A 26,071-nucleotide genomic window follows, 5' to 3' on the forward strand; every position below is an offset into this window, starting at 1 on the left:
GTAAATTGTGCTACCGAAGATGAATCTAAACCACGGCGTTTGTGCTTCGAGAGGCAAACGCCGTTTTAGTTTGTATACTTATTACAATAACTAACGGCCCTATGACGCGCGTTGTCGTTTCGTTGGGCATGACATTACACAGGGGGCAAGGGATGTTGCTAAAAAAATCGAGTCCATTAAGGCAATCGCTAATGGCATGTGCCGTAATGCTGAGTCTGGCTCACGCGCACAACGTGGATGCGGCCATCATTGCTGCATTGCCCGGCACCTCCTCAGGTAATGTAACTACGGCGGCGCAACACACCCAGGCACAACTTCTCGCCGCGCTGCCGCAAGGGGTGAAACTGTTCTATCCCGGCTCATTAGCGGCGCTGTATGCCGCGCATCAAATGCAGCCGCTATGGCAAGACCGCGAAGCGGTTCAGCAATTTCAGCAACAACTGGCAGAAGTTGCGATCTCTGGCGTACAGCCTCAGTTTACACAATGGGTTAAACAGCTCACCGATCCGTCTATCAACGGAATGGCGCGCGATATTGTGCTATCAGATGCAATGTTGGGCTACTTGCAATTTGTCACCAATGTGCCTGCCAAAGGAGAGACATGGCTGTATAGCAATGTGCCTTACAAAATGGCATTACCACCGTTATCGGTGATTAACCAATGGCAATCAGCGGTTGATAGCGGCAATTTAGCCTCGTTTATGGCCTCATTAACGCCGCAACACCCACAGTATAATTTGATGCATGAAGCGTTGAAAAACCTGCTTGCAGATAACCGCCCGTGGCCGCAGTTGCAGGATACACAAACCCTAAAGCCGGGGCAGGTCAGTAATGATGTACCGGCTTTGCGTGAAATCTTGCAGCGTACCGGAATGTTCAGCGCGGAAGCCATGGCGCCGAAACCGAATCAAGATGCGTTCCCTGGTGCGCCTGCAACGGCGGATAACGCTGGGCATCCGGCGGCGCTAAGCCCTTCAGCGGCAAGCGTAGATGATTTAGCCAGCAAGGCGGATACGCCACAATCCCCGGGGCAAGTTGAAGGGGAACAGACCGCAACCAATGGCGATAATATTTATACGCCAGATTTAGTCGAGGCGGTAAAACGTTTCCAGGGGTGGCAGGGATTAGCCGCAGACGGCGCTATCGGGGCCCGCACGCGTGAATGGTTAAATGTTTCGCCACAAATACGTGCGTCGCTATTGGCGCTGAATATTCAGCGCTTGCGTCTGCTGCCGGATGATATGCATAACGGAATTATGGTTAATATTCCAAACTACTCATTAACCTATTACGCAAATGGAACGGAGATTCTCTCTTCACGCGTCATTGTTGGCCGTCCGGATCGTAAAACGCCGTTGATGCGTAGCGCGCTGAATAATGTGGTGCTAAATCCGCCGTGGAATGTGCCAACGACTTTGGTACGTAAGGACATTATTCCAAAAGTGAAGCAGGATCCTGCTTACCTCTACAAGCATGGTTACACTTTGCTGTCGGGCTGGAGTAGCGATGCAGAAGTGATAGATCCTTCGATGATTGACTGGAGCATGGTTTCAGCGGCTTCGTTTCCTTATCGCCTGCGGCAGGCGCCGGGGGCGACTAATTCGCTGGGGCGGTATAAATTTAATATGCCAAGTTCGGATGCTATCTATCTTCATGATACGCCCAACCATAATCTGTTCCAGAAAGATATTCGCGCGCTAAGCTCTGGTTGTGTGCGGGTAAATAAAGCTTCTGTTCTGGCGAACTTGTTATTACAAGATGCCGGTTGGAACGATAGCCGTATTTCCAGCACCTTGAAAGAGGGAGACACGCGCTATGTGCCGATTCGCCATCGTATCCCTGTTAACCTCTATTATCTGACGGCATGGGTGGCAGATGACGGTAAACCGCAATTCAGAACAGATATTTACAATTACGATATGCCCGCGCGTTCTGGCGCGCAGGTGCTGACGAAAGCGGGTAAGTTGCTACTCTAATCCTTGATTCTTAAATTACTCTTATTAACCGCTCCCTAGCGGGGGCGGTTGTCTATTGAACTCAATAAGCGGCAACACTCACAGTATGGTTATTTCATGGGTTGACGTAGACGCCCCCTGCGGTTATGGTTCGGCCTTGTGTACTTTTTGTTCGCTTTGGTCTTTTTTGCAGGTAACCGCATTTCATGGATAACTTTGATTCACAACGTCGTAAATTGCTGGCGCTCGGCGGCGCTGCGGTAGGTATCGCGCTCCTTCCAGGGCGGGCTTTGGCTTCTTTATCAACGTCTCGTCCTCGCATATTAACGTTAAATAATCTCAATACCGGCGAAACGCTGAAGACGGAGTTTTTTAACGGCTCGCATTATGATAAGGATGAGCTGGCGCGTTTGAATCACTTTTTCCGTGACTACCGGGCGAATAAAGTAAAAAGTATCGATCCCCATTTGTTCGACCAGTTGTATCGTTTGCAGGCGATGCTGGATACCCGCAAACCGGTTCAACTCATCTCGGGTTATCGCTCTCTGGCGACCAATAATAAATTACGTTCCCACAGTAAAGGCGTAGCGAAACACAGCTATCATACGCTGGGTCAGGCTATGGACTTCCATATTGAAGGAATTTCTCTGAGCAATGTTCGCAAAGCGGCGTTAAATATGCGCGCCGGTGGTGTAGGATACTACCCCAGCAGTAACTTTGTGCATATTGATACCGGGCCGATAAGGCACTGGTAAACAGATAAATTCCGGCAGCATCGCGTTAGCCGGTAACAGGAGCATTATGGAATATCATCTTATTCCGGTGACGGCGTTCGCGCAGAATTGTTCACTAATCTGGTGTGAGGAAACGCGTCAGGGTGCGCTGGTTGATCCCGGCGGTGACGCGGAGCGGATTAAAGCGGCGGTTGCGCAGCAAGGCATTGAAGTTCGTCAAATCCTGCTGACACACGGTCATTTAGACCATGTTGGCGCGGCGGCGGAAGTCGCCGCTTTTTATGCGGCGCCGATTATTGGTCCGCATAAAAATGATACTTTTTGGCTTGATGGTTTGCCGACCCAGAGCCAAATGTTTGGCCTTGCAGAGTGTTCGCCGTTAACGCCTGACCGTTGGCTGGAGGAGGGCGATAGTGTGCAGGTAGGAAATCTGGCGCTGGAGGTTTTGCATTGCCCGGGCCATACGCCGGGTCACGTTGTTTTTTTTGATCGGGCAGGGCGTTTATTGGTGTCCGGTGACGTTATTTTCAACGGCGGCGTGGGGCGCAGTGATTTCCCTCAAGGGAGCCACCAGGACTTAATCGCTTCGATTAAGCAGAAATTGTTGCCGCTTGGCGATGATGTCACTTTTATTCCCGGTCACGGCCCGATGTCGACGCTTGGACGTGAGCGTATAGCAAATCCTTTCCTTCAATAAAAAAAGCAGCCGGAAGGCTGCTTTTTTGTTGGTGTAACTCGCCAGATAATTAGAGCACCGCAACAATGGCTTCACATAATGGCGCCATGTTATCCGGTGTCATCCCGGCAACGTTAACACGACCGGAGTTGACGGCGTAAACCCCAAACTCCTCGCGCAAGCGCACCACCTGATCTTTGGTCAGCCCGCTAAAAGAGAACATGCCGTTTTGGTTGATGATAAAGCTAAAGTCGCGATCGGCGCCTTTTTCTTGCAACGTATTGACGAAAAGTTGGCGCATGCGCTGAATGCGTTGGCGCATGTCAGTCAGCTCTTGTTCCCAGAGTGCGCGTAAGGCGCTGTTACCCAGAATTGTCGCGACTACCGCAGCACCGTGCGCCGGAGGATTAGAGTAGTTGGCGCGGATCGTATATTTCACTTGGCTAAAAGCGGTATCTGCCACCGAAGCATCTGCCGCCACTAACGTAAAGGCGCCTACGCGTTCGTTATACAGGCCAAAGTTTTTAGAATAAGAACTGGCGACAATCAGCTCTTGATGGGCCGCGGCGAAAATGCGTAAGCCCTCGGCATCTTCTTCCAGACCACGGGCAAAGCCCTGATAGGCGAAGTCGAACAAGGGTAGCCAGCCGCTTGCCAGCGATAATTCAGCGAGCTGCGACCACTGTTCCGCCGTTGGATCGATACCGGTTGGGTTGTGGCAGCATCCGTGGAACAGCACCACGTCACCCGCTTTAGCCGCGCGCAGGCTTTCCAGCATCGCGTCAAAATCCAGTGAATGATGCTCAGCGTTGTAATAACGGTATTCGCACACCTCCAGCCCGGCGGCTTCAAACACGTTTTTATGGTTTGGCCAACTTGGGTTGCTGACCCACACGCGCCGCGCGGAGGTTTGGGTGGCGATAAAGTCTGCAGCAACACGTAATGCGCCGGTGCCGCCAGGGGTTTGCGCGGTGCGCGCACGTTTACCGGTCACGATCGCATTATCGCGACCAAATAGCAGCTCTTGCGTGCAGCGGGCAAAATCGGCGATGCCGTCAATGCTCAGATAATTTTTGGTGGTTTCGTTTTCCAGCAGAAATTGCTCGGCTTTTTTCACGCTGGTCAATACCGGGGTGCTGCCGGTTTCGTCTTTGTAGACGCCAATACCGAGGTTGATTTTATTAGGACGGTTATCGGCGCGGAATAGATCGGCTAAACCAAGAATAGGGTCGGCGGGTGCGGCTGTAATATTTTCAAACATGTGAGAGGTCCATAAGCTTAATCTAAAGCGAAGTGAGAGCTCAGGTTAACGCCAGAACAGGTAAATGCCAACCGTTTGCGACAAAAAGAAAAGCGCATTTTCGTGTCGGCGTCGACAAAAATAAAAACGGGGCCGAAGCCCCGTTTTAGCGGTATTTTGATGGGCGATACAACACCCATTAACCGGGTTAATTAGAACTGATAAACCAGGCCCACTGCCACAGTATCGCCAGAACCGATGCCCAGACGGTTGTTGTCATCGATTTGGTTGATAATGTAGTCAACATAGGTGGACATGTTTTTGTTGAAGTAGTAGGTCGCGCCCACTTCAAAGTATTTGATCAGGTCAACGTCGCCAATGCCTTCAACATCTTTAGCTTTTGACTGCACGTAAGCCAGTGACGGACGCAGACCGAAATCGAACTGATACTGAGCAACTAATTCGATCAACTGAGTTTTGTTGGCAAAACCAAGTTCACCAGAAGTCGTGTTACCAGTGCTATTATCCTGGATAAAGGTGGCGTTACGGGTTTCGCCATACATTGCCGCCAGGTAGATGTTGTTAGCATCATATTTCAGCGCGGTTGACCACTGCTCAGCGCGCTCACCACCATTACCGAAGAATGCGGTCTGTTGGTTGTCAGTGCGGTCACCAGAACCGTAGGCTGCTGCGATACCAATGCCGATAGGCGAGGTGTAAGTGGTAGAAATTGCGTAGCCGTCGCCGTTAGCTTGTTTGATGCCACGACCGTCTGCGCTATCTTCGTTTTTACCCTGGTACTGCAACGCGAAGTTCCAGCCATCGACTAAGCCAAAGAAGTTGGTATTACGGTAGGTTGCCAGACCGTTGCTACGCCCAACGAAGAAGTTATCACTGTAGGCTGAGTCACCGCCGAATTCCGGCAGCATATCGGTCCAGCCAATTGCGTCATACACCACGCCGTAGTTACGACCGTAATCGATTGAACCCGCATCGCCAAATTTCAGACCAGCGAAGCCCAGACGGGTTTTAGTACCATCATTACGATCTGCACCACCTTCGCTATTGTTCGCCTGAACGTTGTATTCCCACTGGCCGTAACCGGTCAGTTGGTCATTAATTTGCGTTTCACCCTTAAAACCAAAGCGGATATAAGTCTGGTCGCCATCGCCTGCGTAACCATCTTTATCAGCAAAATAGTGCAGACCGTCAACTTTACCGTAAAGATCCAGTTTGTTGCCGTCTTTATTGTAGACCTCTGCGGCGTTAGCTGCGCCCGCAGCTAACAGAGCAGGGATAACCACTGCCAGAATGTTGCGCTTCATCATTTTTTATTACCCTCATTGGAGTTATTTGGACACCTGCCACTGCCGTCAACAATTCTTTACAGAACCATGAAGAGAGTTTGGTGTCTTCCTGTGTCTGCACGCATCTTTCCATTCCAATGACGGTAATTCTAGCGCGAAAATGCTACTAATCTAGTAATCTGGTATCAAAAGGAAAATATGTATTACAAAATGTAAAATATAGGGAACTTTGTGAGATGTCTCAAAATTTACAAAAAATAAAAAAGGTCAGCATGGCTGACCTTTGTATTTATATGAATTTCTTATATTTAATGGCGAAAATCAGAAACTGGCGTTACGTGGCGTCCGTGGGAAAGGGATAACGTCTCTTACATTTTGTACGCCCGTGACATATGCGATCAAACGTTCGAAACCTAATCCGAAACCTGAATGCGGAACGGTGCCGTAACGACGCAAATCGCGATACCACCAATAATCTTCTTTATTCAGCCCCATCTCTTCCAAACGGGCATCCAACACTTCCAAACGCTCTTCACGCTGAGAACCACCGATGATTTCGCCAATGCCAGGCGCCAGAACGTCCATGGCCGCTACCGTTTTTCCGTCATCATTCAAGCGCATATAGAAAGCTTTAATATCTTTCGGATAGTTTTTTACCACCACCGGCGCTTTAAAATGTTTCTCTGCCAGATAACGTTCATGCTCAGAAGAGAGATCAATCCCCCATGAAACCGGGTTTTCAAACGTCTGACCGCAGGTGCTAAGAATGGAAACCGCGTCGGTATAATCAACTTGCGCGAAATCCGTTGTCACAAATCTTTCCAGGCGCGAAACCGCATCTTTGTCTACGCGTTCAGCAAAGAACGCCATATCGTCAGCCCGCTCTTCCAGTACCGCTTTAAACACATATTTCAGCATCGCTTCCGCGAGCGCGGCGGCATCATCCAGCGAAGCAAAGGCGATTTCCGGCTCCAGCATCCAAAACTCAGCCAAATGGCGGCTGGTGTTAGAGTTTTCCGCGCGGAAAGTCGGGCCAAAGGTGTAGATTTTCGACAGGGCCGAAGCATAGGTTTCACCGTTCAACTGACCTGAAACGGTCAAGAACGCCTCTTTACCAAAGAAGTCCTCGCTGAAATCAACCTTCCCCTGCGGGTCGCGCGGTAAGTTCTCCAGATCAAGGGTGGAAACACGAAACATTTCGCCGGCCCCTTCGGTATCAGAAGCGGTAATGAGCGGCGTGGAAACCCAAAAATACCCGTTCTCGTTAAAGAAACGGTGTAATGCTTGCGCCAGCGTGTGGCGAACGCGGGCAACTGCGCCAATGAGGTTGGTACGCGGGCGTAGGTGGGCCACTTCACGCAAATATTCAATGCTGTGACGTTTTGCCGCCATGGGATAAGTATCCGGATCATCGACCCAGCCAACGACCTCTACCGCAGTGGCCTGGATTTCAAAACTTTGGCCTTCGCCCGGCGATTCCACCACTTTACCGGTGACAATCACCGAACAACCGGTGGTCAGACGCAGCACTTCGCTCTGATAATTATTCAGAGAATTATTTACAACGGCCTGAACGGGATTAAAGCAGGAACCGTCATAAACGGCGATAAAGGAAATACCGGCTTTTGAATCTCTTCGGGTGCGCACCCAACCGCGTACGGTGACTTCGCTGTCTACCGTAACCCGGCCGTGTAGTACGTCCGCTACAGGCACTACGCTCATAAATTTCTCTCTTTTAATTAGTCAAAATAGAAAATAAGGCCCCGAACTTGGGGTATGGCTTATGTTACTTGCCGTCCGGCAGGACACAAGAAGAATTAAGCGGCGGAAGGGAGATTTTATTGCGAAGGGGCGAACAGGGCCGCCCCTGGGGAGTTAACTGGCTTTTTTTACCAGCGGTAAGTCGAAAGCTTTACGAAGCGCACGCACAAAAGCTTTATCCTGACAGATGGTCTTGCCAGGGCTATCAGACAGTTTGGCAACCGGTTTCCCGTTACACTCCACCAGCTTAATCACGATGTTAAGCGGCTTCACTTGTGGAATATCACAGGTCAGGCGCGTACCAATGCCAAAAATAACGTTGGCGCGTTGGCCGAAGTGACGATAAAGCGAAACTGCCTTATCCAGATCCAAATTGTCAGAAAAAACCAGCGTTTTCGTCAGTGGATCTATACCCAGTTTTTGATAGTGGGCGATGGCTTTCTCGCCCCATTCGACTGGATCGCCGGAGTCATGACGCAAACCTTGATAGCGGTTAGCGAAACCCGGACCAAAATCACGCAAGAACGCATCCATGGTAATACAGTCCGTGAGCGCGATACCGAGTTGATCGTCGTACTCCTCCAGCCACGCCTGCAATGCTGCTCGCTGGCTATTGGCCAGCACCGGGCTAATTTGCTGGTGTGCCTGAAACCATTCGTGCGCCTGAGTACCGACCGGCGTAATGCCTAATTTGCGGGCAATATCGTAATTACTCGACCCCACCAGCCAAGGAAACTCCTGCTGTAGGGTGCTAACGATGGCAAATTGCACATCGTGCGAAAAACGGCGACGAGTACCAAAATCCATCAGTTTGAAACGGGACAAATCCATATCGCGCGTGAGGTGTTTAAAGTCCACCAATTTGCCACGCAAACGTTCAACCGCCATTTCCGGTGTCACTAGCGGTGAACGATGACGATGTACCACTTCACTGATCAACGCCAGTAAAGGCACTTCCCACATAATCACTTCGCGCCATGGACCGCTAATGCGAATATCAAGCTTACCTTCATGGTTGCGCACGCGAACCTGGGTCGGGTCATAACGAAAGGCCTTCAGCCAATCAAGATAATCCTGGCGGAAAAAAGGAAGGCCGGCTAAATAGTGATATTCAGCATCGCTCAGCGCCAGTGCGCGCATGTGATCAATTTCTTCAGCAATTTCATCTGCATAGATACCCAGCAGATCGTCGCCCCGGCAACGGAACTCCGCTGCTACGGTCACGTTGTAATAACGATGAAACACGGCTTGCTGCATGTGAAGCTTATACGCATCGGTATCCAGCAGCGTAGTTAATATCGGGGAAGCGTGTCGTGTCATGGTGCGTTTCAGCATCCTCTCGCGCGGAGCGTTTCCGTTGGTGTCGTAAAATGTCTTAAAGACGCAGGAGTATAACCTGATTACCAATTTATTGAAGTCGATCACACCACAATTCACTGCCGCTGGTCGAGGATAAAACGTGCCATTGTTAACGAGTTGTAGTAATTGCTGCGATTGATGATGATTCAACGTGGTAACCTGAGCACAACAGGAATAGACTTGAACTGATTAACTTATTTTAGATGTGAGAAGGACTTATGACGCAACAGCCGCAAATAAAGTATCGCCATGATTATCGTGCCCCGGATTACACCATTACCGATATTGACCTCACTTTCAATCTGGATGCCAGCAACACGCGGGTCATTGCCATAAGCCAGGTAAAAAGAGTGGGCGATAGTGATAGCGCGTTACGTCTCCAGGGGGAAGATCTCACCTTAGTTTCGCTGGAAGTTGATGGTGTCCCGTGGAGCGATTATCAGTTAGAAGAAGGCGCATTGGTTTTAAACCAACTGCCGGAAAACTTTACGCTGAAAATCGTTAATGACATCCATCCGGATAAAAATACCGCGTTGGAAGGGTTGTATCAGTCAGGCGATGCGCTCTGTACACAGTGTGAAGCCGAAGGGTTTCGTCACATCACATGGTATCTCGATAGGCCCGATGTGCTGGCGCGTTTTACCACCACCCTGATCGCCGATAGCGCACGTTACCCGTTCCTGCTCTCTAATGGCAACCGCATTGATAGCGGCAATATGGATGACGGGCGCCACTGGATGAAGTGGGAAGACCCGTTCCCAAAACCCTGTTACCTGTTTGCGTTAGTCGCCGGGGATTTCGATGTTCTGCGTGATAGTTTTACTACTCGCTCCGGTCGCGACGTAGCGCTCGAAATTTATGTCGATCGCGGGAATCTTGACCGTGCCGATTGGGCGATGACGTCGCTAAAAAACAGTATGAAGTGGGATGAAGAGCGTTTTGGGCTGGAGTATGACCTTGATATCTTCATGATTGTTGCGGTTGACTTCTTTAATATGGGCGCCATGGAGAACAAAGGCCTTAATATCTTCAACTCCAAATACGTGCTGGCGAAGGCGGAAACCGCTACCGACAAAGATTATCTCGGTATTGAGGCGGTGATTGGTCACGAGTATTTCCATAACTGGACCGGTAACCGAGTGACTTGCCGCGATTGGTTCCAGCTCAGTCTGAAAGAGGGGCTAACCGTTTTCCGTGACCAAGAGTTCAGTTCAGACTTGGGTTCACGCGCGGTGAACCGTATCGACAACGTTCGTGTTATGCGCGGCGCGCAATTTGCCGAAGATGCCAGCCCAATGGCGCATCCGATTCGTCCCGATCAGGTTATTGAAATGAATAACTTCTACACCTTAACCGTGTATGAGAAGGGCTCGGAAGTGATACGTATGATGCACACCCTGCTCGGGGAAGAGAATTTCCAGAAAGGGATGCAGCTCTATTTCGAACGTCATGATGGTAGCGCGGCAACCTGTGATGATTTCGTTCAGGCGATGGAAGATGCGTCAAACGTCGATTTATCTCAGTTCCGTCGCTGGTATAGCCAGTCCGGCACGCCGGTGTTGTCAATCCGTGATGATTACAATCCGGAGCTGGAGCAATATACCTTGCATGTTACCCAGATGACGCCGCCAACCGCCGATCAAAAAGAGAAACTGCCACTACATATTCCGCTCGATATTGAGTTGTACGATGGAGAAGGAAAAGTCATCCCGTTGCAGCATAATGGTCACCCGGTCCATCACGTATTGAATATTACTGAAGAGTTCCAGACCTTTGTGTTCGATAAGGTGTATTACCAGCCGGTGCCGTCGTTATTACGTGAGTTCTCTGCGCCGGTAAAATTGGATTATAACTGGAGCGATGCGCAGCTAACATTTCTGATGCGCCATGCCAGCAATGATTTCTCGCGCTGGGATGCCGCGCAAAGCTTGTTGGCAACCTATATCAAACTGAACGTTGCGCGCTACCAGCAAGGGCAACCGCTTTCGCTGCCGCTGCATGTGGCAGACGCATTCCGCGCGGTGCTGCTGGATGAAAACAGCGATCCGGCGCTAATGGCGTTGATCCTCAGTTTGCCTGGCGAAAATGAAATTGCTGAGCTGTTTGAAACCATTGATCCGGAAGCTAACGCGGCGGTGCGCGATGCGCTGATGCGTACACTTGCGAACGAACTGGCCGATGAGTGGCTGGCGGTCTATCTGGCGAACCAAAACGCGGAGTACCACGTAGAACATGCGGAAATTGGTCAACGCGCGTTGAAAAATGTCTGCCTGAGCTATCTGGCCTTCGGCGATAGTGAACAAGCGGATAAGCTGGTGACCGCCCAGTACGAAAAAGCGAACAATATGACGGATGCCTTAGCCGCAATGTCGGTAGCGGTGGCAGCGCAGTTACCGTGCCGTGAGGCACTGTTGGCGGCGTTCGATCAACGTTGGCATCAAGACGGTCTGGTGATGGATAAATGGTTTATCCTGCAGGCAACCAGTCCGGCGGCTGATGTATTGGCGCGTGTGCGAGCCTTACTGACGCATCGCTCGTTTAGTATGGGGAATCCAAACCGTATTCGTTCATTAATTGGCGCATTTGCCTCGGCGAACCCGGCGGCATTCCACGCGAAAGACGGTAGCGGCTACCAATTCTTGGTAGAAATGTTGACCGACCTTAATACGCGCAATCCACAGGTTGCCGCGCGCATGATCGAACCGCTCATCCGTTTGAAACGCTATGATGCAGGCCGTCAGGCGTTGATGCGTAAGGCGTTGGAGCAGTTGAAAGGTTTGGATAAACTTTCCGGCGATCTGTACGAGAAAATTACTAAAGCGCTGAATGCGTAATGCAATATCGCCCGGCGCACTGCGGTGCGTCAGGCGTTCATCATTGGGCCGGGGAGGGAAACTTTCCCGGTTTTTTTAAGCTTTATCGCTGCGCGTAGCGCCGGTTTGGCGGTTCGCTTTCACTGCGTTTCATCACCCGATCCAGCACTTCGGCTTCCAGTTCGGCTAACCGAGCTGAGCCGCGGCGACGCGGGCGCGGTAAGTCGATGGTTAAATCAAGGCCAATCTGACCCTCTTCAATCAGCAAGACCCGATCGGCCATCGCCACCGCTTCGCTCACATCATGGGTGACTAATAACACGGTAAAGTGGTGCTGTTGCCAAAGGGATTCAATCAACCCCTGCATCTCGATACGCGTTAGGGCATCCAGCGCGCCCAACGGCTCATCCAGCAACAGCAAGCCGGGGCGGTGTATCAACGCACGCGCAAGGGCGACGCGTTGTTTCTGGCCGCCGGACAGCGCGGCGGGCCATTCGCTGGCGCGATCGGCAAGCCCGACATCCTCCAGTACTTGCAGGGCGTCGTCACGCCACGCGCGGCCACGTAGCCCTAGCCCGACATTATTAATCACGCTTTTCCACGGCAGTAAACGTGCGTCCTGAAACATTAAACGGGTATCTTCCCGGGCGTTGGCAAGCGGTGCGTTACCGGCTAATAACTCGCCGCCGCTGGCGGTTTCCAGCCCGGCCAGCAACCGTAGCAGAGTACTCTTGCCGCAGCCGCTACGCCCGACCACCGCAACAAATTGTCCGGCCGGAATATGCAGATCAATATTATTGAGGATGGTGCGCCCGCCGTATTGCTTGCTGACGCGATTAATAACCAGAGGCGTGCCGGCATTGAGACGCGACGGGCCGGATATTAACTCGCTCATGCGTTTTCCTCTTTCAGTTGATAAGCCGGGTGCCAGCGTAGCCAGACTCGCTCCAGCAGCATCGCGCTAACATCCGCGAGTTTGCCCAGCAAGGCATAAAGGATAATGGCCACCACCACCACATCGGTTTGTAGAAATTCACGCGCGTTCATCGCCAGGTAGCCAATGCCGGAATTGGCGGAGATGGTTTCTGCGACGATAAGCGTCAGCCACATCAAACCAAGCCCGAAACGCACGCCCACCATAATTGAGGGCAGGGCGCCGGGCAAAATCACCTGCGCAAATAGCGACCAGCCGGAAAGACCGTAGCTGCGCGCCATCTCCACCAGACCGCGATCGATATTACGAATGCCATGCCAGGTATTGAGGTAGATAGGGAATAGTGTTCCCAGCGCGACCAGAAAAATTTTCGCCGTCTCATCAATACCGAACCACAAAATCACCAAAGGGATCAGCGCAAGGTGTGGCACGTTACGCAGCATTTGTATTGAGGTATCAAGCACACGTTCGCCCCAGCGCGACATGCCGGTAATCAGGCCGAGCAGTAACCCAATCGAGCCGCCAATACTAAAGCCGACTAATGCGCGCCAACTGCTGATAGCCAAATGTTGCCAGAGTTCCCCGCTGGCAGAGAGGTGCCAGAAAGTAATAACAATATTCTCTGGCGAAGGAAGGATCCGTGTTGATAGCCAGCCGGATTGCGAAGCGATTTGCCAAACAACAATGAGTAGCAGCGGCAACGCCCAGGGAACCAACGCGTCGACGAGTCGGTGTAGTGGTTTACGCATACAATACCTTTACTCTGTAAAACGTTTTAACGTCGTCGCCACGGTTACACGGCGGTGGCAAGCGGCTGATGGCGACGGGACAATGCGTGGTAAAAGGTGTCGAGCGCGTCATCAATGCGCGCAGCAAGGATCTGGTTTAATTCCGGCTGGCGATCATAATGCGTAATCTGCGTATCGTCGGCGAACACGCCATGTAACACTTCTTGAGCCTTCAACGCATTCAGTACCGGTTTCAGCGCGTAATCCACCGCCAGCATATGGGCGACGGTGCCACCGGTGGCAAGCGGCAGAACCACCTTATGTTCCAGCGCGCGTTCTGGCAGTAAATCCAGTAAGGTTTTTAATGCGCCAGAAAAAGAAGCCTTATAGATAGGTGTCGCAACAATCACGCCATCCGCACCTTCCAAATCCTCTTTTAACGCCAGTAAGGCCGGAGAATCGAAACGTGCATAAAGCAGATCTTCAGGCTGGAAGTTGTGCAGGTTCCAGGGAATTACCTCCACACCACGTTGTTCCAGTGCCGTTTGGCAAACGGTTAACAGCGCCGTTGAGCGTGAAGGAAAGCGTGGACTTCCCGCCAGAGTAATAACGCGCATAACCACTCCTTATAGCTAAAAGTTATTAATTAAACACAATCAAGAACAGATGACTTTTATCCTGACAGAGCAGGCGGGCGGGCTTAAATGATTTTTCCGGCAAATCTAAGTCATTTTTGCGATATAGCACGACAAGGACGCAGAAAAGAGAGGGTAATAGCAGAGGATTTGTTTTGGATCCTACCTTTTCTTTCTTTTATACCGGATAATACCGCCCCGGTTTGACTATCGGGAATTCAGGAGAGTGCATGTACTATCCCTTCGTTCGTAAGGCGCTATTTCAGCTCGATGCAGAGCGGGCGCATGAACTGACTTTGCAGCAGTTACGTCGGATTACCGGCACCCCGCTAGAAGCGTTGATCCGCCAGCGTCTCCCTTCACGGCCCGTCAAATGTATGGGGTTAACCTTTAAAAACGGCCTTGGCCTGGCTGCCGGGTTGGATAAAAATGGTGAGTGTATTAATGCCTTTGGCGCAATGGGCTTTGGGTCTATTGAAGTTGGCACCGTTACGCCGCGCCCACAGCCAGGCAACGATAAGCCGCGGATGTTTCGTCTTGTTGAAGCCGAGGGCGTTATAAACCGTATGGGTTTCAATAACCTGGGCGTTGATCATTTGGTCGAGAACATTAAAAAAGCCCGTTATGACGGTATTCTCGGCGTCAATATTGGTAAAAATAAAGACACGCCGGTTGAAAATGGCAAGGATGATTATTTAATCTGCATGGAGAAGGTTTACGCCCACGCCGGTTATATCGCCATCAATATTTCTTCGCCAAATACGCCAGGTTTACGTACGCTGCAATATGGCGAAGCGCTGGATGATCTCCTTAGCGCGATAAAATTAAAGCAGAAAGATCTGGAAAAATCGCAGATGAAATATGTTCCGGTAGCGGTAAAGATCGCTCCGGATCTTTCTGAGGAAGAACTGATCCAAATAGCAGATAGCCTGGTTCGTCATAATATCGACGGAGTGATTGCGACAAATACCACTCTCGACCGCTCACTGGTTGCCGGATTAAAATATTGCGACGAAACGGGTGGGTTAAGCGGGCGGCCTGTTCAATCTCGCAGTACTGAAGTTATACGCCGTCTGGCGCAGGAGCTTCAGGGCCGTATGCCGATTATCGGCGTAGGGGGAATTGATTCACTGGTTTCCGCCCGTGAAAAAATAGCCGCCGGGGCTAGCCTGGTGCAAATATATTCTGGCTTTATCTATAAAGGGCCGCCATTGATCAAAGAAATTGTGACCCATCTCTAAGTCATTTTCGCCTGGAGCCTAAATAATTCGAGTTGCAGGAAGGCAGCAAAAGAGTGAATCCCGATGAGCTTACTATGGTTAAGTGATTCGGGTGAGCGAATGAAGCTTACGCACATGTAACGTGAAGTATGACGGGTAAAATGAACCGAGGGCTTTATTTATGCCTTCGGCTCGTTTATATTTTATCCCAATTAGATATTATTTAGCCTGTTTGCTTTTTTCCCGTTTGGTTTAATAACGCGATGGCGGTGAAAATAGTTAGCCTAAATAGTTTTCTTATGTGCAGTTAAGTAACAAAATATTATAGGGCGGGCCATGAGAATCAAACCTGACGATAACTGGCGCTGGTTTTTTGATGCGGAACATGATCGCATGATGCTTGATTTGGCTGATGGCATGCTGTTTCGTTCACGTTTTCCACGTAAGATGCTGACGCCAGATGCCTTTGATGAATCGGGTTTTTGTGTTGATGATGCGGCGCTTTTCTTTACTTTCGATGAAAAATGTCGCCAGCATCTCTTGTCCAACGATCAACGTGCTGAACTGGTGCTAAATGCGCTGGTGGCAACCCGTTTTCTGAAGCCGTTGATGCCGAAAAGCTGGCATTTTGAGAGCACGCATCCGCAGAACTGGCATCCGGCGGAAGGGGATATTGTGACGGTGAAGCTGTGCGAGAATGGTGAGCGGGCACACTTGCTGGTGGTAGAAAATGGCGAGAGCGCGGCACTTTGTCTGTTGGCACAGCCGCAGCTAACGTTAGCCGGCAAAAATATGGTGCTGGGCGATGCGATTAAAGTCATGCACGATCGCTTACAACCGCAGGCCGGTGAGCACGCGTTGCCGCTGGATCAGGCTGTATAAGCCTCAGGCCAGTTCAATATCATTCGCGGGGATGCAACTGCACGATAAGATGGTACCGTCTTCGCGTAACGCACTTTGCTTTAAGGGCTGCACCTCGCCTGAAACCAGTTTCATTTTGCAACTGCCGCAAATACCTGCGCGGCATGAGTAGGGGATGCGGAAACCCTGCATCTCTAATTGTTCCAGTAAAATCTGCTGATTATTCCCGCTAAACGACCTTCCCTGATAACGAATGGTCACCTTGCCCTGCGCAATCGGCTCAACCGCCAGGCTCTGTACGACTTCCCCGGCGCCATAAGGACGCGCGGGTTTAGTTTCCAAAACACACAGTTCGTCGCCAATGCGCACAATGCCGCTGTTGCGTGCGATCAGGTTCAATCCAAAATCAATATCATCACTGTCATCCTGCGCGCTACGAAATTTTTGCAGCGTGCTCAAGGGTTCGCCAGACGGATGGCGTCGGCCTCGTTCCGGGCTAATCGTCGTGAAGACGCAACGGCTGCAGGGCTTGGTGACCTCAAACGTAATGTCGCCAATTCGTACGACTGACCAACTATCTTCGGCCCAGGCGCTGGCGCCGGTCACCACCAAATTAGGACGAAACTGCTCCAGCCGTATGCTTGCCGGGCAACGTTGCTGTAGATCAACCAGTGAGGCGTGATTGACTAGCAGAAAAGGATAACCGTCGGCAAAACCAAGCGGCACATCCGGACGCTGTTTAACCCGGCGTGTCATCGTCTGACCGGTCCAGCGTAATTGCACCGGGCGCGGGAAAAAACCGCTTAGCCACTGATTAATATTATCGGGTGCTACCCGCGCGGTGAAGTGATTCCCCCACACCTCGGTGGGTGACGGCGTAAGATTAAAATCGTCATACCGCAAAGTGGCATGGCTTCCATCGGGCGCTTGTAGCCACAGGCCATCTTGCACCAGCGAAGGCGTAAACAGCACGATTTCAGGAAACTGGCGTGCGGTGATAAAGGTGCCATCCGGCTCGGTCAACATAAACAAACGGTCAAACGCCAGCCCGCTTTCCAGCACCTGTGCGTGCGACAGTTGCAAACCGCGCATCGATTTTACCGGGTGAATAAACAGGCGTGACAACGTAATCATGGCGTTCTCCATGTGACCAAGGCAAAAGCGGACAAACCGGGCGAAATCGTAGCCGAAAAAGAAGCTAACTTTAGGACATGTGCCGGTGATTAGCTATAATGCGCAACAATTTTCTCAAGACTGTAAGTGACGATATGAATTCTCTGTTTGCCAGTACGGCGCGTGGGCTCGAAGAGCTGTTAAAAAGTGAACTGGAAGCGTTAGGCGCAAGCGATCTTCAAGTCGTTCAGGGCGGCGTACATTTTCAGGGAGACGATCGTCTGCTGTATCAAAGTCTGATGTGGAGCCGCCTGGCGTCGCGCATTTTGCTGCCGCTCGGCGAATGTGACGTGTATAGCGATTTGGATCTTTATCTTGGCACGCAGGCCATCGACTGGAGCGAGCTATTTGATAGCGATAAAACCTTTGCCGTACATTTTAGCGGCCTCAATGAGGCGATCCGTAACAGCCAGTTTGGCGCGCTAAAAGTTAAAGACGCCATTGTTGATAGCTTTACGCGCAAAAATTTGGCACGCCCGAATGTTGACCGTGAGCAACCGGATATTCGCATCAATGTTTGGTTAAATAAGGATACGGCCAGTATTGCGCTCGATCTGAGCGGTGAAGGTTTGCATCAGCGCGGTTATCGTCAGCAAACCGGGCAGGCGCCATTGAAAGAAAACCTGGCGGCGGCCATCGTGTTGCGTTCTGGCTGGCAACCGGGTACGCCACTGATCGATCCGATGTGCGGTTCCGGTACCTTACTGATAGAAGCCGCGATGATTGCCGGCGATCGCGCGCCGGGATTGCATCGCACCCATTGGGGCTTCACCGGTTGGAAAAAACACGATGAGGCGTTATGGCGCACCGTTACCAGCGAAGCGCAGGTACGCGCTAAACGCGGAATCAGTGAAACCACCTCACGCTTCTACGGGTATGATAATGATTCGCGGGTTTTGGAGCGCGCGCGCGTCAATGCCCGTCGCGCTGGTTTGGCGAGTTTGATCACCTTCAACGGGCAGGATGTGATTAAGTTAACCAATCCCCTCCCGGAGGGGCCGACCGGCACGCTGATTAGCAACCCTCCCTACGGCGAGCGCCTGGAGAGTGAACCGGCGCTAATCGCGCTGCACAGCCAGTTAGGGCGTATTGTGAAAAGCCAATTTGGCGGCTGGAACTTGTCGTTGTTCAGCGCCTCTCCTGAGTTATTGAGTTGCTTACAATTACGTGCCGATCGGCAGTTTAAAGCGAAAAATGGCCCGCTGGATTGCGTACAGAAAAACTATCTATTGGCGGCAAACAGTGCCGGTCATACCAGTGGACAGATTGCGGAAGATTACGCTAACCGCCTGAGAAAGAACCTGAAAAAGCTGGATAAATGGGCGCATCAAGAGGGCATTGAGTGTTACCGTCTGTATGACGCCGATTTGCCGGATTACAATGTGGCGGTTGATCGCTATGGTGAATGGGTCGTGGTGCAGGAATATGCGCCGCCAAAAACTATCGATCCGACCAAAGCACGCCAGCGTTTATTTGACGTTATTTCCGCTACCTTGAGCGTGTTAGACGTGCCAACCAATCGGTTGGTGCTGAAAACGCGTGAAAAGCAAAAGGGTAAAAACCAGTATCAAAAACTGAGTGAAAAGGGCGAATTTTTTGAGGTCTCGGAATATAACGCGCGGCTATGGGTCAATTTGACCGACTATCTTGATACTGGTCTGTTTCTTGACCACCGTATCGCACGTCGTATGCTGGGCGAAATGAGCCGAGGTAAAGATTTCCTTAATCTCTTTGCCTATACCGGTAGCGCCAGCGTACACGCCGGTCTGGGCGGCGCACGTAGCACTACCACGGTGGATATGTCGCGTACCTACCTTGAATGGGCTGAGCGTAACATGCGTTTAAACGGCCTGACAGGCCGTCAACATCGTTTGTTACAGGCGGACTGCCTGAGCTGGCTGCATGACTGTGATGAACAGTTCGACCTGATCTTTATCGATCCGCCAACCTTCTCTAACTCAAAGCGAATGGAAGCGAGTTTTGATGTGCAGCGCGATCATTTGGCGCTGATGAAAGATCTCAAGCGTCTGCTGCGTAAAGGCGGCACGCTGATGTTCTCCAACAATAAGCGCGGTTTTAAAATCGACCAGGAAGGCTTGCAGGCGTTGGGCTTAACCGCACAAGAGATCACCAGCAAAACCGTGTCGCAGGATTTCGCCCGTAATCGCCAAATTCATAACTGCTGGCTCATCACTCACGCAGGCTAAGGAATTATTTTTATGTCACTGATCAGTATTCATGGCGCTTACCTGTCATTTAGCGATGCGCCGCTGTTGGATAACACCGAACTGCATATTGAAGAGAATGAGCGGGTCTGTCTGGTGGGGCGTAATGGCGCCGGTAAATCGACGCTGATGAAAATCATCAACGGCGAGGTGCCGCTTGATGATGGACGCATTATTTTTGAACAAGATTTGGTGGTTGCGCGCCTGCAACAAGACCCGCCGCGTAATATTGCCGGGTCGGTGTATGACTTTGTCGCGGAAGGCGTTGAAGAGCAAGCGGTACATTTGAAAGCGTATCACGCGATCTCACATCAGGTGATGCTTGACCCGAGCGAAAAAAATCTCAATGAGATGGCGCGGTTGCAAGCGATTCTTGATCACCAGAATTTGTGGCAACTGGAAAGCCGTATTAACGATGTGCTGCAAAAAATCGGCCTTGAAGCCGATGCGTCACTGTCTTCGCTTTCCGGCGGCTGGTTACGTAAGGCGGCGCTTGGCCGCGCATTGGTAAGCAATCCGCGGGTTCTGCTGCTGGATGAGCCAACCAACCATCTGGATATTGAAACTATCGATTGGCTGGAAGGTTTCCTGAAAACATTCCAGGGCAGCATCGTGTTTATTTCCCATGACCGTTCGTTTATTCGCAATATGGCAACACGCATTGTCGATCTTGACCGCGGCAAATTAGTCTCCTGGCCTGGGAATTACGATCAATATCTGCTGGATAAAGAAGAAGCGCTGCGTGTGGAAGAAATGCAGAACGCTGAGTTTGACCGTAAGCTGGCTCAGGAAGAGGTTTGGATCCGCCAAGGGATCAAAGCGCGGCGGACACGTAATGAAGGCCGGGTACGCGCGCTAAAAGCACTGCGTCGCGAACGTTCCGAGCGCCGTGAGGTGATGGGAAAAGCGAAGATGCAGGTGGAGGAAGCCACTAAATCCGGCAAAATTGTCTTTGAACTGGAGGCAGTTAACTACGCTATCGGCGCTAAGCAATTGGTGACAAACTTTTCCGCCCAAGTACAGCGCGGCGATAAAATTGCGCTGGTTGGGCCGAACGGCTGCGGTAAAACCACCTTGTTAAAACTGATGTTAGGGCAATTGAAAGCGGATAGCGGGCGCGTCCATATCGGTACCAAACTGGAAGTCGCCTACTTTGATCAGCACCGCGCTGAACTCGATCCCGATCGCACGGTGATGGATAACCTTGCCGAAGGGAAGCAAGAGGTCATGGTTAACGGTAAACCGCGCCATGTGCTGGGATATTTACAGGACTTTCTGTTCCATCCCAAACGTGCGATGACGCCAGTACGGGCATTATCCGGCGGTGAACGTAATCGCCTGTTATTGGCTCGTCTGTTCCTCAAACCAAGCAATTTGTTGATTCTCGATGAACCAACCAACGACTTGGATGTGGAAACCCTGGAATTGCTGGAAGAGCTCATTGAGGATTATCAGGGAAGTGTGTTACTGGTTAGCCATGATCGTCAGTTTGTTGATAACACCGTGACCGAATGCTGGATCTTCGAAGGTAATGGCGAAATCGGCAGCTTTGTTGGCGGCTATCATGATGCGCAGCAACAGCGTGCGGCCTATAAGCAGACCCGCGCGGTGAGCGTAAAAGCGGCATCGGCGGTGGTGGATAGCCCGAAAAGTGAAACTATTAAACGTCCGACAAGCAAACTAAGCTATAAATTGCAGCGTGAGCTTGAACTACTGCCTCAGCAGATGGAGCAGTTAGAAAATCGCGTAGAGGCGTTGCAGGCGCAGGTCGCGGATGCGAATTTCTTCAGCCAGCCGCATGATAAAACGCAACCGGTGTTAGATGCACTGCATGCAGCCGAGCAGGAGATGGAAAGCGCGTTTGAGCGCTGGGAATACCTGGAATCCCTGAAAAACGGCGACTGAAATTACGAGGGATAGAGGTATGTGTTCGTCGGACCACGCGCATCATTGGATGCTTTGTCCACAATGTGATTTGATGACACAGTTACCGACGATTACGCCTGGCAGCAAAGCGAATTGTCCACGGTGTCATACCACATTAGTTGCAAACTGGGTTGAGCCGCGTAAGCGGCCAACCGGTTACGCATTGGCCGCACTTTTTATGCTGCTGCTGGCCAATTTATTTCCCTTCATCAATATGCATGTCTCCGGGCTAAGTAGCGAAATTACGCTAATGGCTATCCCGCAGGTCATGGTTTCTGAGGATTACGCCAGCCTGGCCACCTTATTTTTGCTGTTTGTACAGGGTGTACCGGCATTTTGCATGGTGGCGATTTTATTGTTGGTTAATCAGGTTCGGTTACCCGATCCACTACGTCGTGGTATCGCCCGTGTATTATTCCAACTCAAAAGTTGGGGCATGGCCGAAATTTTTATGGCCGGGGTGTTGGTGAGTTTCGTTAAGCTAATGGCTTATGGCGATATTGGCGTTGGCACCAGTTTTATTCCCTGGTGCCTGTTTTGCATCATGCAATTGCGCGCGTTCCAGTGCGTCGATCGCCGTTGGGTATGGAATACCGTCGCGCCTTTGCCAAACCTGCCAGCGAAGCCGATCGCCGGAATTAGCGGCCTGAAGCAGGAGATGCGCTCTTGTCGTTGCTGTACGGCGATTTTACCTGCCGGGCAATATTATTGTCCGCGCTGCGGCACCGGCGGTCACGCGCGCCGTAAGCATAGCCTGCAATGGACGTTGGCGTTGTTAATCACTTCGCTGGTGCTGTATATCCCGGCCAACATCTTACCGATCATGATTACCGAGGCGCTCGGCACTAAGCTGAGCTCTAACATCATGGCGGGAGTGATTTTACTCTGGAGCGATGGCTCATATCCTGTCGCATTGGTGATTTTTATCGCCAGTATTATGGTGCCATCGTTAAAGATGATCGCCATTGCCTGGCTGTGCTGGGATGCGCGTGGATATGGGCGGCGCGACAGTGAAAAAATGCACGTCATTTATGAAGTGGTCGAATTTGTCGGACGCTGGTCAATGATTGATGTGTTTGTTATTGCTGTCCTCTCCGCGCTAGTACGGATGGGGCAATTAATGAATATTTATCCTGCTATCGGCGCATTGTTATTTGCGGTGGTAGTCATTCTTACGATGTTTGCCGCGATGACCTTTGATCCGCGGTTGACCTGGGATCGTGTACGAGAAAATAGCCTGAAGGAGCCGAGCGTTGACGGAAAATAATAACGGCATCGCCAAAGTCGATCAGATTAAGCGCTGGTCGCCGGTCTGGATCATTCCGATAGTCACGGTGTTAATCGGGGCATGGATACTGTTTTATCACTTTAGTCACCAGGGGCCGGAGGTGACGTTGACCACTACCAGCGCGGAAGGCATTGTCGGCGGAAAAACGGCAATTAAAAGCCGCAGCGTTGATGTGGGCATAGTTGAGAGCGCGGTGTTATCCGATGATTTACACCATGTGGAGATCAAAGCGCGGTTGAATTCCGGCATGGAAAAGCTGTTGCATAAAGACAGCGCATTTTGGGTGGTGAAACCACAAATTGGGCGTGAAGGCGTAACCGGCCTGGGCACGCTACTTTCCGGTGCTTATATTGAGCTACAGCCCGGCACTAAAGGGGATAAAGCTGAGCGCTATCAACTGTTAGATGCGCCGCCGTTGGCCCCGCCAGACGCTAAAGGAATTCATGTGGTGCTGGATAGTAATAAAGCGGGTCAATTGAATGCCGGCGATCCGGTTCTGTTCCGCGGCTACCGTGTCGGAACGGTAGAAACCAGCAACTTTGATACCGATAAACGCGCCATGCGTTACCAACTGTTTATTACCGCGCCCTACGATCGGCTGGTTACCACCAATGTGCGTTTCTGGAAAGACAGCGGCATTGCGGTAGATATGTCCGCGTCCGGGATGCGCGTGGAGATGGGGTCGTTGACCACGTTGTTCAGCGGCGGGGTCAGCTTTGATGTTCCGGAAGGGTGGGATCTCGGCAAAAATGCAGAGAATCAGGCGGAATATCATCTGTTCGATGACCAACGCAGCATTCAGGACTCGCTCTACACTAATCACGTTGATTTCCTGATGTTCTTTAGCGACTCCATCCGTGGCTTGCAACCGGGCGCGCCGGTCGAGTTTCGCGGTATTCGCCTCGGGACGGTGGCTCAAGCGCCATTCCTGGTGCCTGGCGTGAATCAGGAGTTGAATACTGATTACCGCATTCCGGTGTTGATTCGCATCGAGCCTGATCGCTTTATTAACCGTTTGGGTGGCGATTTCAATCTTGAACAACATCTGCAAGATGGTAAAAGGCGTGGGCTTCGCGCTTCGCTGAAAACCGGTAATATTTTGTCTGGCGCACTGTATGTCGATCTGGATTTCTATAATAACGTGCCGCCATTTAAAGGGCCGGATCGAGTTGCAGGCTATGAGACTATTCCAACGGTAAGTGGTGGTCTGAACCAGATACAGCAGAAACTGATGGATGCGCTGGATAAGATTAATAATCTGCCGTTAAACCCGATGATTAATCAGGCGACCGGGACATTGAAACAGAGCCAGCAAACGATGCGCGAGCTACAGCGAACGCTGGATAATATCAATCAGATTACCGCCAGCCCATCAATGCAGCAGTTACCGAAAGATATGCAGCAGACGCTACGTGAGCTAAACCGCAGCATGAAAGGTTTCCAGCCTGGTTCACCGGCCTACAATCGCATGGTGAGCGATATGCAGCGCCTTGATCAGGTGTTGCGCGAATTGCAGCCGGTATTAAAAACGCTGAATAACAAAAGCAACGCGTTGGTTTTTGAAGCGAAACCCGGTCAAGACCCACAGCCGAAGAGGGCGAAACAATGATGAAATGGATCCCTGTTACATTGGCGCTGTTGCTGAGCGCCTGTAGCAGCACTTCTGACACCACGTATTACCAACTCCCGGCGGGGCAGCAGGTTGCCCCTCGTAGCGAGAGTTCGGCTATTACAGTGGGCAACGCACGTCCTATCTTATGGATTGAGCATGTTTCCGTGCCGGATTACTTGGCCGGCAACGGTGTGGTTTATCAGACTAACGATGTGCAGTATGTGATTGCGGCAAATAATTTATGGGCCAGCCCATTAGATCAACAACTGCAACAAAACTTGGTGACCAATTTAAGTAGTGCGCTGCCGGGCTGGCTGATTTCAGCCACGCCGCCGACGCAGCCGCATGATACGCTCAACGTGAATGTGACCGGTTTTCATGGGCGCTATGACGGTAAAGTGATTGTGAGCGGCGAGTGGACGTTGGAGCATAATGATCAATTGACCAAACAGCCTTTCTTGGTAACGTTACCGCAGGATGCAGATGGATACGATGCGATGGTGCGCACGCTGGCAAAAGGCTGGCAGCAAGAAGCTCAGCAGATGGCTAATGCATTATCTCGCTTAAATTAAGATTAATATGACTTAAGCCTAAGCCCTGGTTGATTAGTATCGTTAATGATATGAAAAATCGGGGCTTTTTTTCGCTAAAAATCAGGAAGATAAAGAGAGTAATTATAATTCAAAACCTTGCATCAATTCCCCAGCGTAACTCACATTTATGACATTGGCGTGAATTTTGCGCATTGATCTTTCCCGTTTTAGGAGGTAGAACTTAACTGTGGCTGCACATTTTGTAGTCATTGTTTTCTTTCCACCAGATTCCACCAGACCTAGAATGAGGGAAACGAGGCATGAAGAGACAGAAACGAGATCGCCTGGAACGTGCACATTCACGTGGTTATCAAGCTGGTATCAGCGGACGCTCAAAAGAGATGTGTCCATATCAAATGATTGATGCCAAGTCTCACTGGTTGGGAGGTTGGCGACAAGCCATGGAGGACCGCTCGGTTACCGTGTAACTAACGGTTCATTTTAGGACGTTAACACCTCCGCCGGGCGCGGAGGTTGTCGTTTATAGCACGGTAATCAAAATGCCGAGGTGTCTTTAAACAAGCCTACTTTCAGATCGGTGGCGGTATAAATTACGTGGCCATCTACCAGAACTTCACCATCCGCTACGCCCATCACCAGTTTACGGTTGATCACGCGTTTGAAATGAATACGATAAGTCACTTTTTTCGCGGTTGGCAGCACTTGGCCGGTAAACTTCACTTCGCCTACGCCCAGCGCACGGCCTTTGCCTTCTGCGCCCAGCCAACCGAGGTAGAAACCAACCAGTTGCCACATGGCATCCAAACCTAAGCAGCCTGGCATCACCGGGTCGCCGATGAAGTGGCAGGAAAAAAACCACAGGTCAGGGTTAATATCCAATTCGGCTTCAACATAACCTTTTCCGTAGTTACCGCCATCTTCTGTCATTTTGACTACGCGGTCCATCATCAGCATATTACCTGACGGCAACGGCGGTCCGCCCGCGCCAAAGAGTTCACTGCGACCAGAAGCAATCAGGTCTTCTTTTGTATAGGATTCGCGTTTATCTACCATGTTCTCAATAAGCCTTA

General features: G+C 51.0%; 21 protein-coding genes. 12 read left to right on the forward strand and 9 right to left on the reverse strand.

The window, feature by feature from the left end:
* Positions 1–206 precede the first annotated feature (206 nt).
* The 3 genes from ldtD (at position 207) to PMPD1_RS08510 (ending at position 3,386) form a co-directional block, all read left to right on the forward strand.
* Entirely contained in the window at positions 207–1,976 is a 1,770-nt protein-coding gene (ldtD, locus tag PMPD1_RS08500) for a L,D-transpeptidase (protein WP_494338259.1), read from the forward strand.
* A gap of 185 nt (positions 1,977–2,161) precedes the next feature.
* Positions 2,162–2,710: a peptidoglycan L,D-endopeptidase MepK gene (gene mepK, locus PMPD1_RS08505; protein ID WP_173633627.1), complete on the forward strand. Its 549-nt coding sequence runs from the start codon at positions 2,162–2,164 to the stop codon at positions 2,708–2,710.
* Between the two features lie 46 nt (positions 2,711–2,756).
* Positions 2,757–3,386 (forward strand): MBL fold metallo-hydrolase, encoded by a 630-nt coding sequence (locus PMPD1_RS08510; RefSeq protein WP_173633628.1) that lies wholly within the window; start codon positions 2,757–2,759, stop codon positions 3,384–3,386.
* Between the two features lie 49 nt (positions 3,387–3,435).
* On the opposite strand, the gene PMPD1_RS08515 is transcribed toward PMPD1_RS08510, so the two are convergent.
* The 4 genes from PMPD1_RS08515 to pncB all read right to left on the reverse strand — a co-directional run bounded on the left by PMPD1_RS08515 (position 3,436) and on the right by pncB (position 9,008).
* Entirely contained in the window at positions 3,436–4,626 is a 1,191-nt protein-coding gene (locus tag PMPD1_RS08515; RefSeq protein ID WP_173633629.1) for an amino acid aminotransferase, read from the reverse strand.
* Positions 4,627–4,817: 191 nt separating this feature from the next.
* Positions 4,818–5,933 (reverse strand): porin OmpF, encoded by a 1,116-nt coding sequence (ompF, locus tag PMPD1_RS08520; RefSeq protein ID WP_354292820.1) that lies wholly within the window; start codon positions 5,931–5,933, stop codon positions 4,818–4,820.
* 300 nt (positions 5,934–6,233) lie between these two features.
* Positions 6,234–7,634 (reverse strand): asparagine--tRNA ligase, encoded by a 1,401-nt coding sequence (asnS, locus tag PMPD1_RS08525; protein WP_173633630.1) that lies wholly within the window; start codon positions 7,632–7,634, stop codon positions 6,234–6,236.
* Positions 7,635–7,787: 153 nt separating this feature from the next.
* Positions 7,788–9,008 (reverse strand): nicotinate phosphoribosyltransferase, encoded by a 1,221-nt coding sequence (pncB, locus tag PMPD1_RS08530; RefSeq protein ID WP_173633631.1) that lies wholly within the window; start codon positions 9,006–9,008, stop codon positions 7,788–7,790.
* Positions 9,009–9,250: 242 nt separating this feature from the next.
* On the opposite strand from pncB, the gene pepN reads away from it, so the two are divergent.
* Positions 9,251–11,866, forward strand: a complete 2,616-nt coding sequence (pepN, locus tag PMPD1_RS08535; RefSeq protein ID WP_173633632.1) for an aminopeptidase N — start codon at positions 9,251–9,253, stop codon at positions 11,864–11,866.
* Between the two features lie 82 nt (positions 11,867–11,948).
* On the opposite strand, the gene ssuB is transcribed toward pepN, so the two are convergent.
* The 3 genes from ssuB to ssuE are packed head-to-tail and all read right to left on the reverse strand — an operon-like array spanning position 11,949 to position 14,124.
* Entirely contained in the window at positions 11,949–12,740 is a 792-nt protein-coding gene (gene ssuB, locus PMPD1_RS08540; protein ID WP_173633633.1) for an aliphatic sulfonates ABC transporter ATP-binding protein, read from the reverse strand.
* Positions 12,737–13,528 carry an aliphatic sulfonate ABC transporter permease SsuC gene (gene ssuC / locus PMPD1_RS08545; protein WP_173633634.1) on the reverse strand — a complete coding sequence of 264 codons (792 nt, stop codon included), beginning with the start codon at positions 13,526–13,528 and terminating at the stop codon, positions 12,737–12,739. Before ssuC ends, ssuB begins: the two co-directional genes overlap by 4 nt.
* Positions 13,529–13,572: 44 nt before the next feature.
* Positions 13,573–14,124, reverse strand: a complete 552-nt coding sequence (gene ssuE / locus PMPD1_RS08550; RefSeq protein WP_173633635.1) for an NADPH-dependent FMN reductase — start codon at positions 14,122–14,124, stop codon at positions 13,573–13,575.
* Positions 14,125–14,372: 248 nt separating this feature from the next.
* Here ssuE and pyrD point away from each other — a divergent pair, with 248 nt between their 5' ends.
* Together pyrD and PMPD1_RS08560 are read left to right on the forward strand one after the other, a co-directional pair.
* Positions 14,373–15,383 carry a quinone-dependent dihydroorotate dehydrogenase gene (pyrD, locus tag PMPD1_RS08555; protein ID WP_173633636.1) on the forward strand — a complete coding sequence of 337 codons (1,011 nt, stop codon included), beginning with the start codon at positions 14,373–14,375 and terminating at the stop codon, positions 15,381–15,383.
* A 315-nt stretch (positions 15,384–15,698) separates the two neighbouring features.
* The gene (locus PMPD1_RS08560; protein ID WP_173633637.1) at positions 15,699–16,244 is read left to right on the forward strand and encodes a cell division protein ZapC; all 546 of its coding nucleotides are present in this window, start codon (positions 15,699–15,701) and stop codon (positions 16,242–16,244) included.
* A gap of 3 nt (positions 16,245–16,247) precedes the next feature.
* Here the strand turns inward: PMPD1_RS08560 and PMPD1_RS08565 are convergent, their stop codons facing one another.
* Complete coding sequence (locus tag PMPD1_RS08565; RefSeq protein ID WP_173633638.1) at positions 16,248–17,357, reverse strand: YcbX family protein; 1,110 nt, start codon at positions 17,355–17,357, stop codon at positions 16,248–16,250.
* A gap of 134 nt (positions 17,358–17,491) precedes the next feature.
* On the opposite strand from PMPD1_RS08565, the gene rlmKL reads away from it, so the two are divergent.
* The 6 genes from rlmKL to rmf all read left to right on the forward strand — a co-directional run bounded on the left by rlmKL (position 17,492) and on the right by rmf (position 25,468).
* Positions 17,492–19,603 carry a bifunctional 23S rRNA (guanine(2069)-N(7))-methyltransferase RlmK/23S rRNA (guanine(2445)-N(2))-methyltransferase RlmL gene (rlmKL, locus tag PMPD1_RS08570; RefSeq protein ID WP_173633639.1) on the forward strand — a complete coding sequence of 704 codons (2,112 nt, stop codon included), beginning with the start codon at positions 17,492–17,494 and terminating at the stop codon, positions 19,601–19,603.
* A gap of 12 nt (positions 19,604–19,615) precedes the next feature.
* On the forward strand, positions 19,616–21,526 hold the full coding sequence (locus PMPD1_RS08575; protein ID WP_173633640.1) for an ABC transporter ATP-binding protein: 1,911 nt from the start codon (positions 19,616–19,618) through the stop codon (positions 21,524–21,526).
* Between the two features lie 19 nt (positions 21,527–21,545).
* On the forward strand, positions 21,546–22,814 hold the full coding sequence (gene pqiA, locus PMPD1_RS08580) for a membrane integrity-associated transporter subunit PqiA (RefSeq protein WP_173633641.1): 1,269 nt from the start codon (positions 21,546–21,548) through the stop codon (positions 22,812–22,814).
* Positions 22,801–24,444, forward strand: a complete 1,644-nt coding sequence (gene pqiB / locus PMPD1_RS08585) for an intermembrane transport protein PqiB (protein WP_173633642.1) — start codon at positions 22,801–22,803, stop codon at positions 24,442–24,444. The genes pqiA and pqiB overlap by 14 nt, the downstream gene beginning before the upstream one ends.
* The gene (gene pqiC / locus PMPD1_RS08590) at positions 24,441–25,019 is read left to right on the forward strand and encodes a membrane integrity-associated transporter subunit PqiC (protein WP_173633643.1); all 579 of its coding nucleotides are present in this window, start codon (positions 24,441–24,443) and stop codon (positions 25,017–25,019) included. The genes pqiB and pqiC overlap by 4 nt, the downstream gene beginning before the upstream one ends.
* A gap of 281 nt (positions 25,020–25,300) precedes the next feature.
* A complete protein-coding gene (gene rmf, locus PMPD1_RS08595; protein ID WP_173633644.1) occupies positions 25,301–25,468 on the forward strand; it encodes a ribosome modulation factor in 168 nt (55 codons plus the stop codon).
* A gap of 67 nt (positions 25,469–25,535) precedes the next feature.
* Here rmf and fabA read toward each other — a convergent pair whose 3' ends face one another.
* Positions 25,536–26,054, reverse strand: a complete 519-nt coding sequence (gene fabA / locus PMPD1_RS08600) for a bifunctional 3-hydroxydecanoyl-ACP dehydratase/trans-2-decenoyl-ACP isomerase (RefSeq protein WP_173633645.1) — start codon at positions 26,052–26,054, stop codon at positions 25,536–25,538.
* Positions 26,055–26,071 lie beyond the last annotated feature (17 nt).

Source organism: Paramixta manurensis (genome assembly GCF_013285385.1).
GTDB lineage: Bacteria > Pseudomonadota > Gammaproteobacteria > Enterobacterales > Enterobacteriaceae > Paramixta > Paramixta manurensis.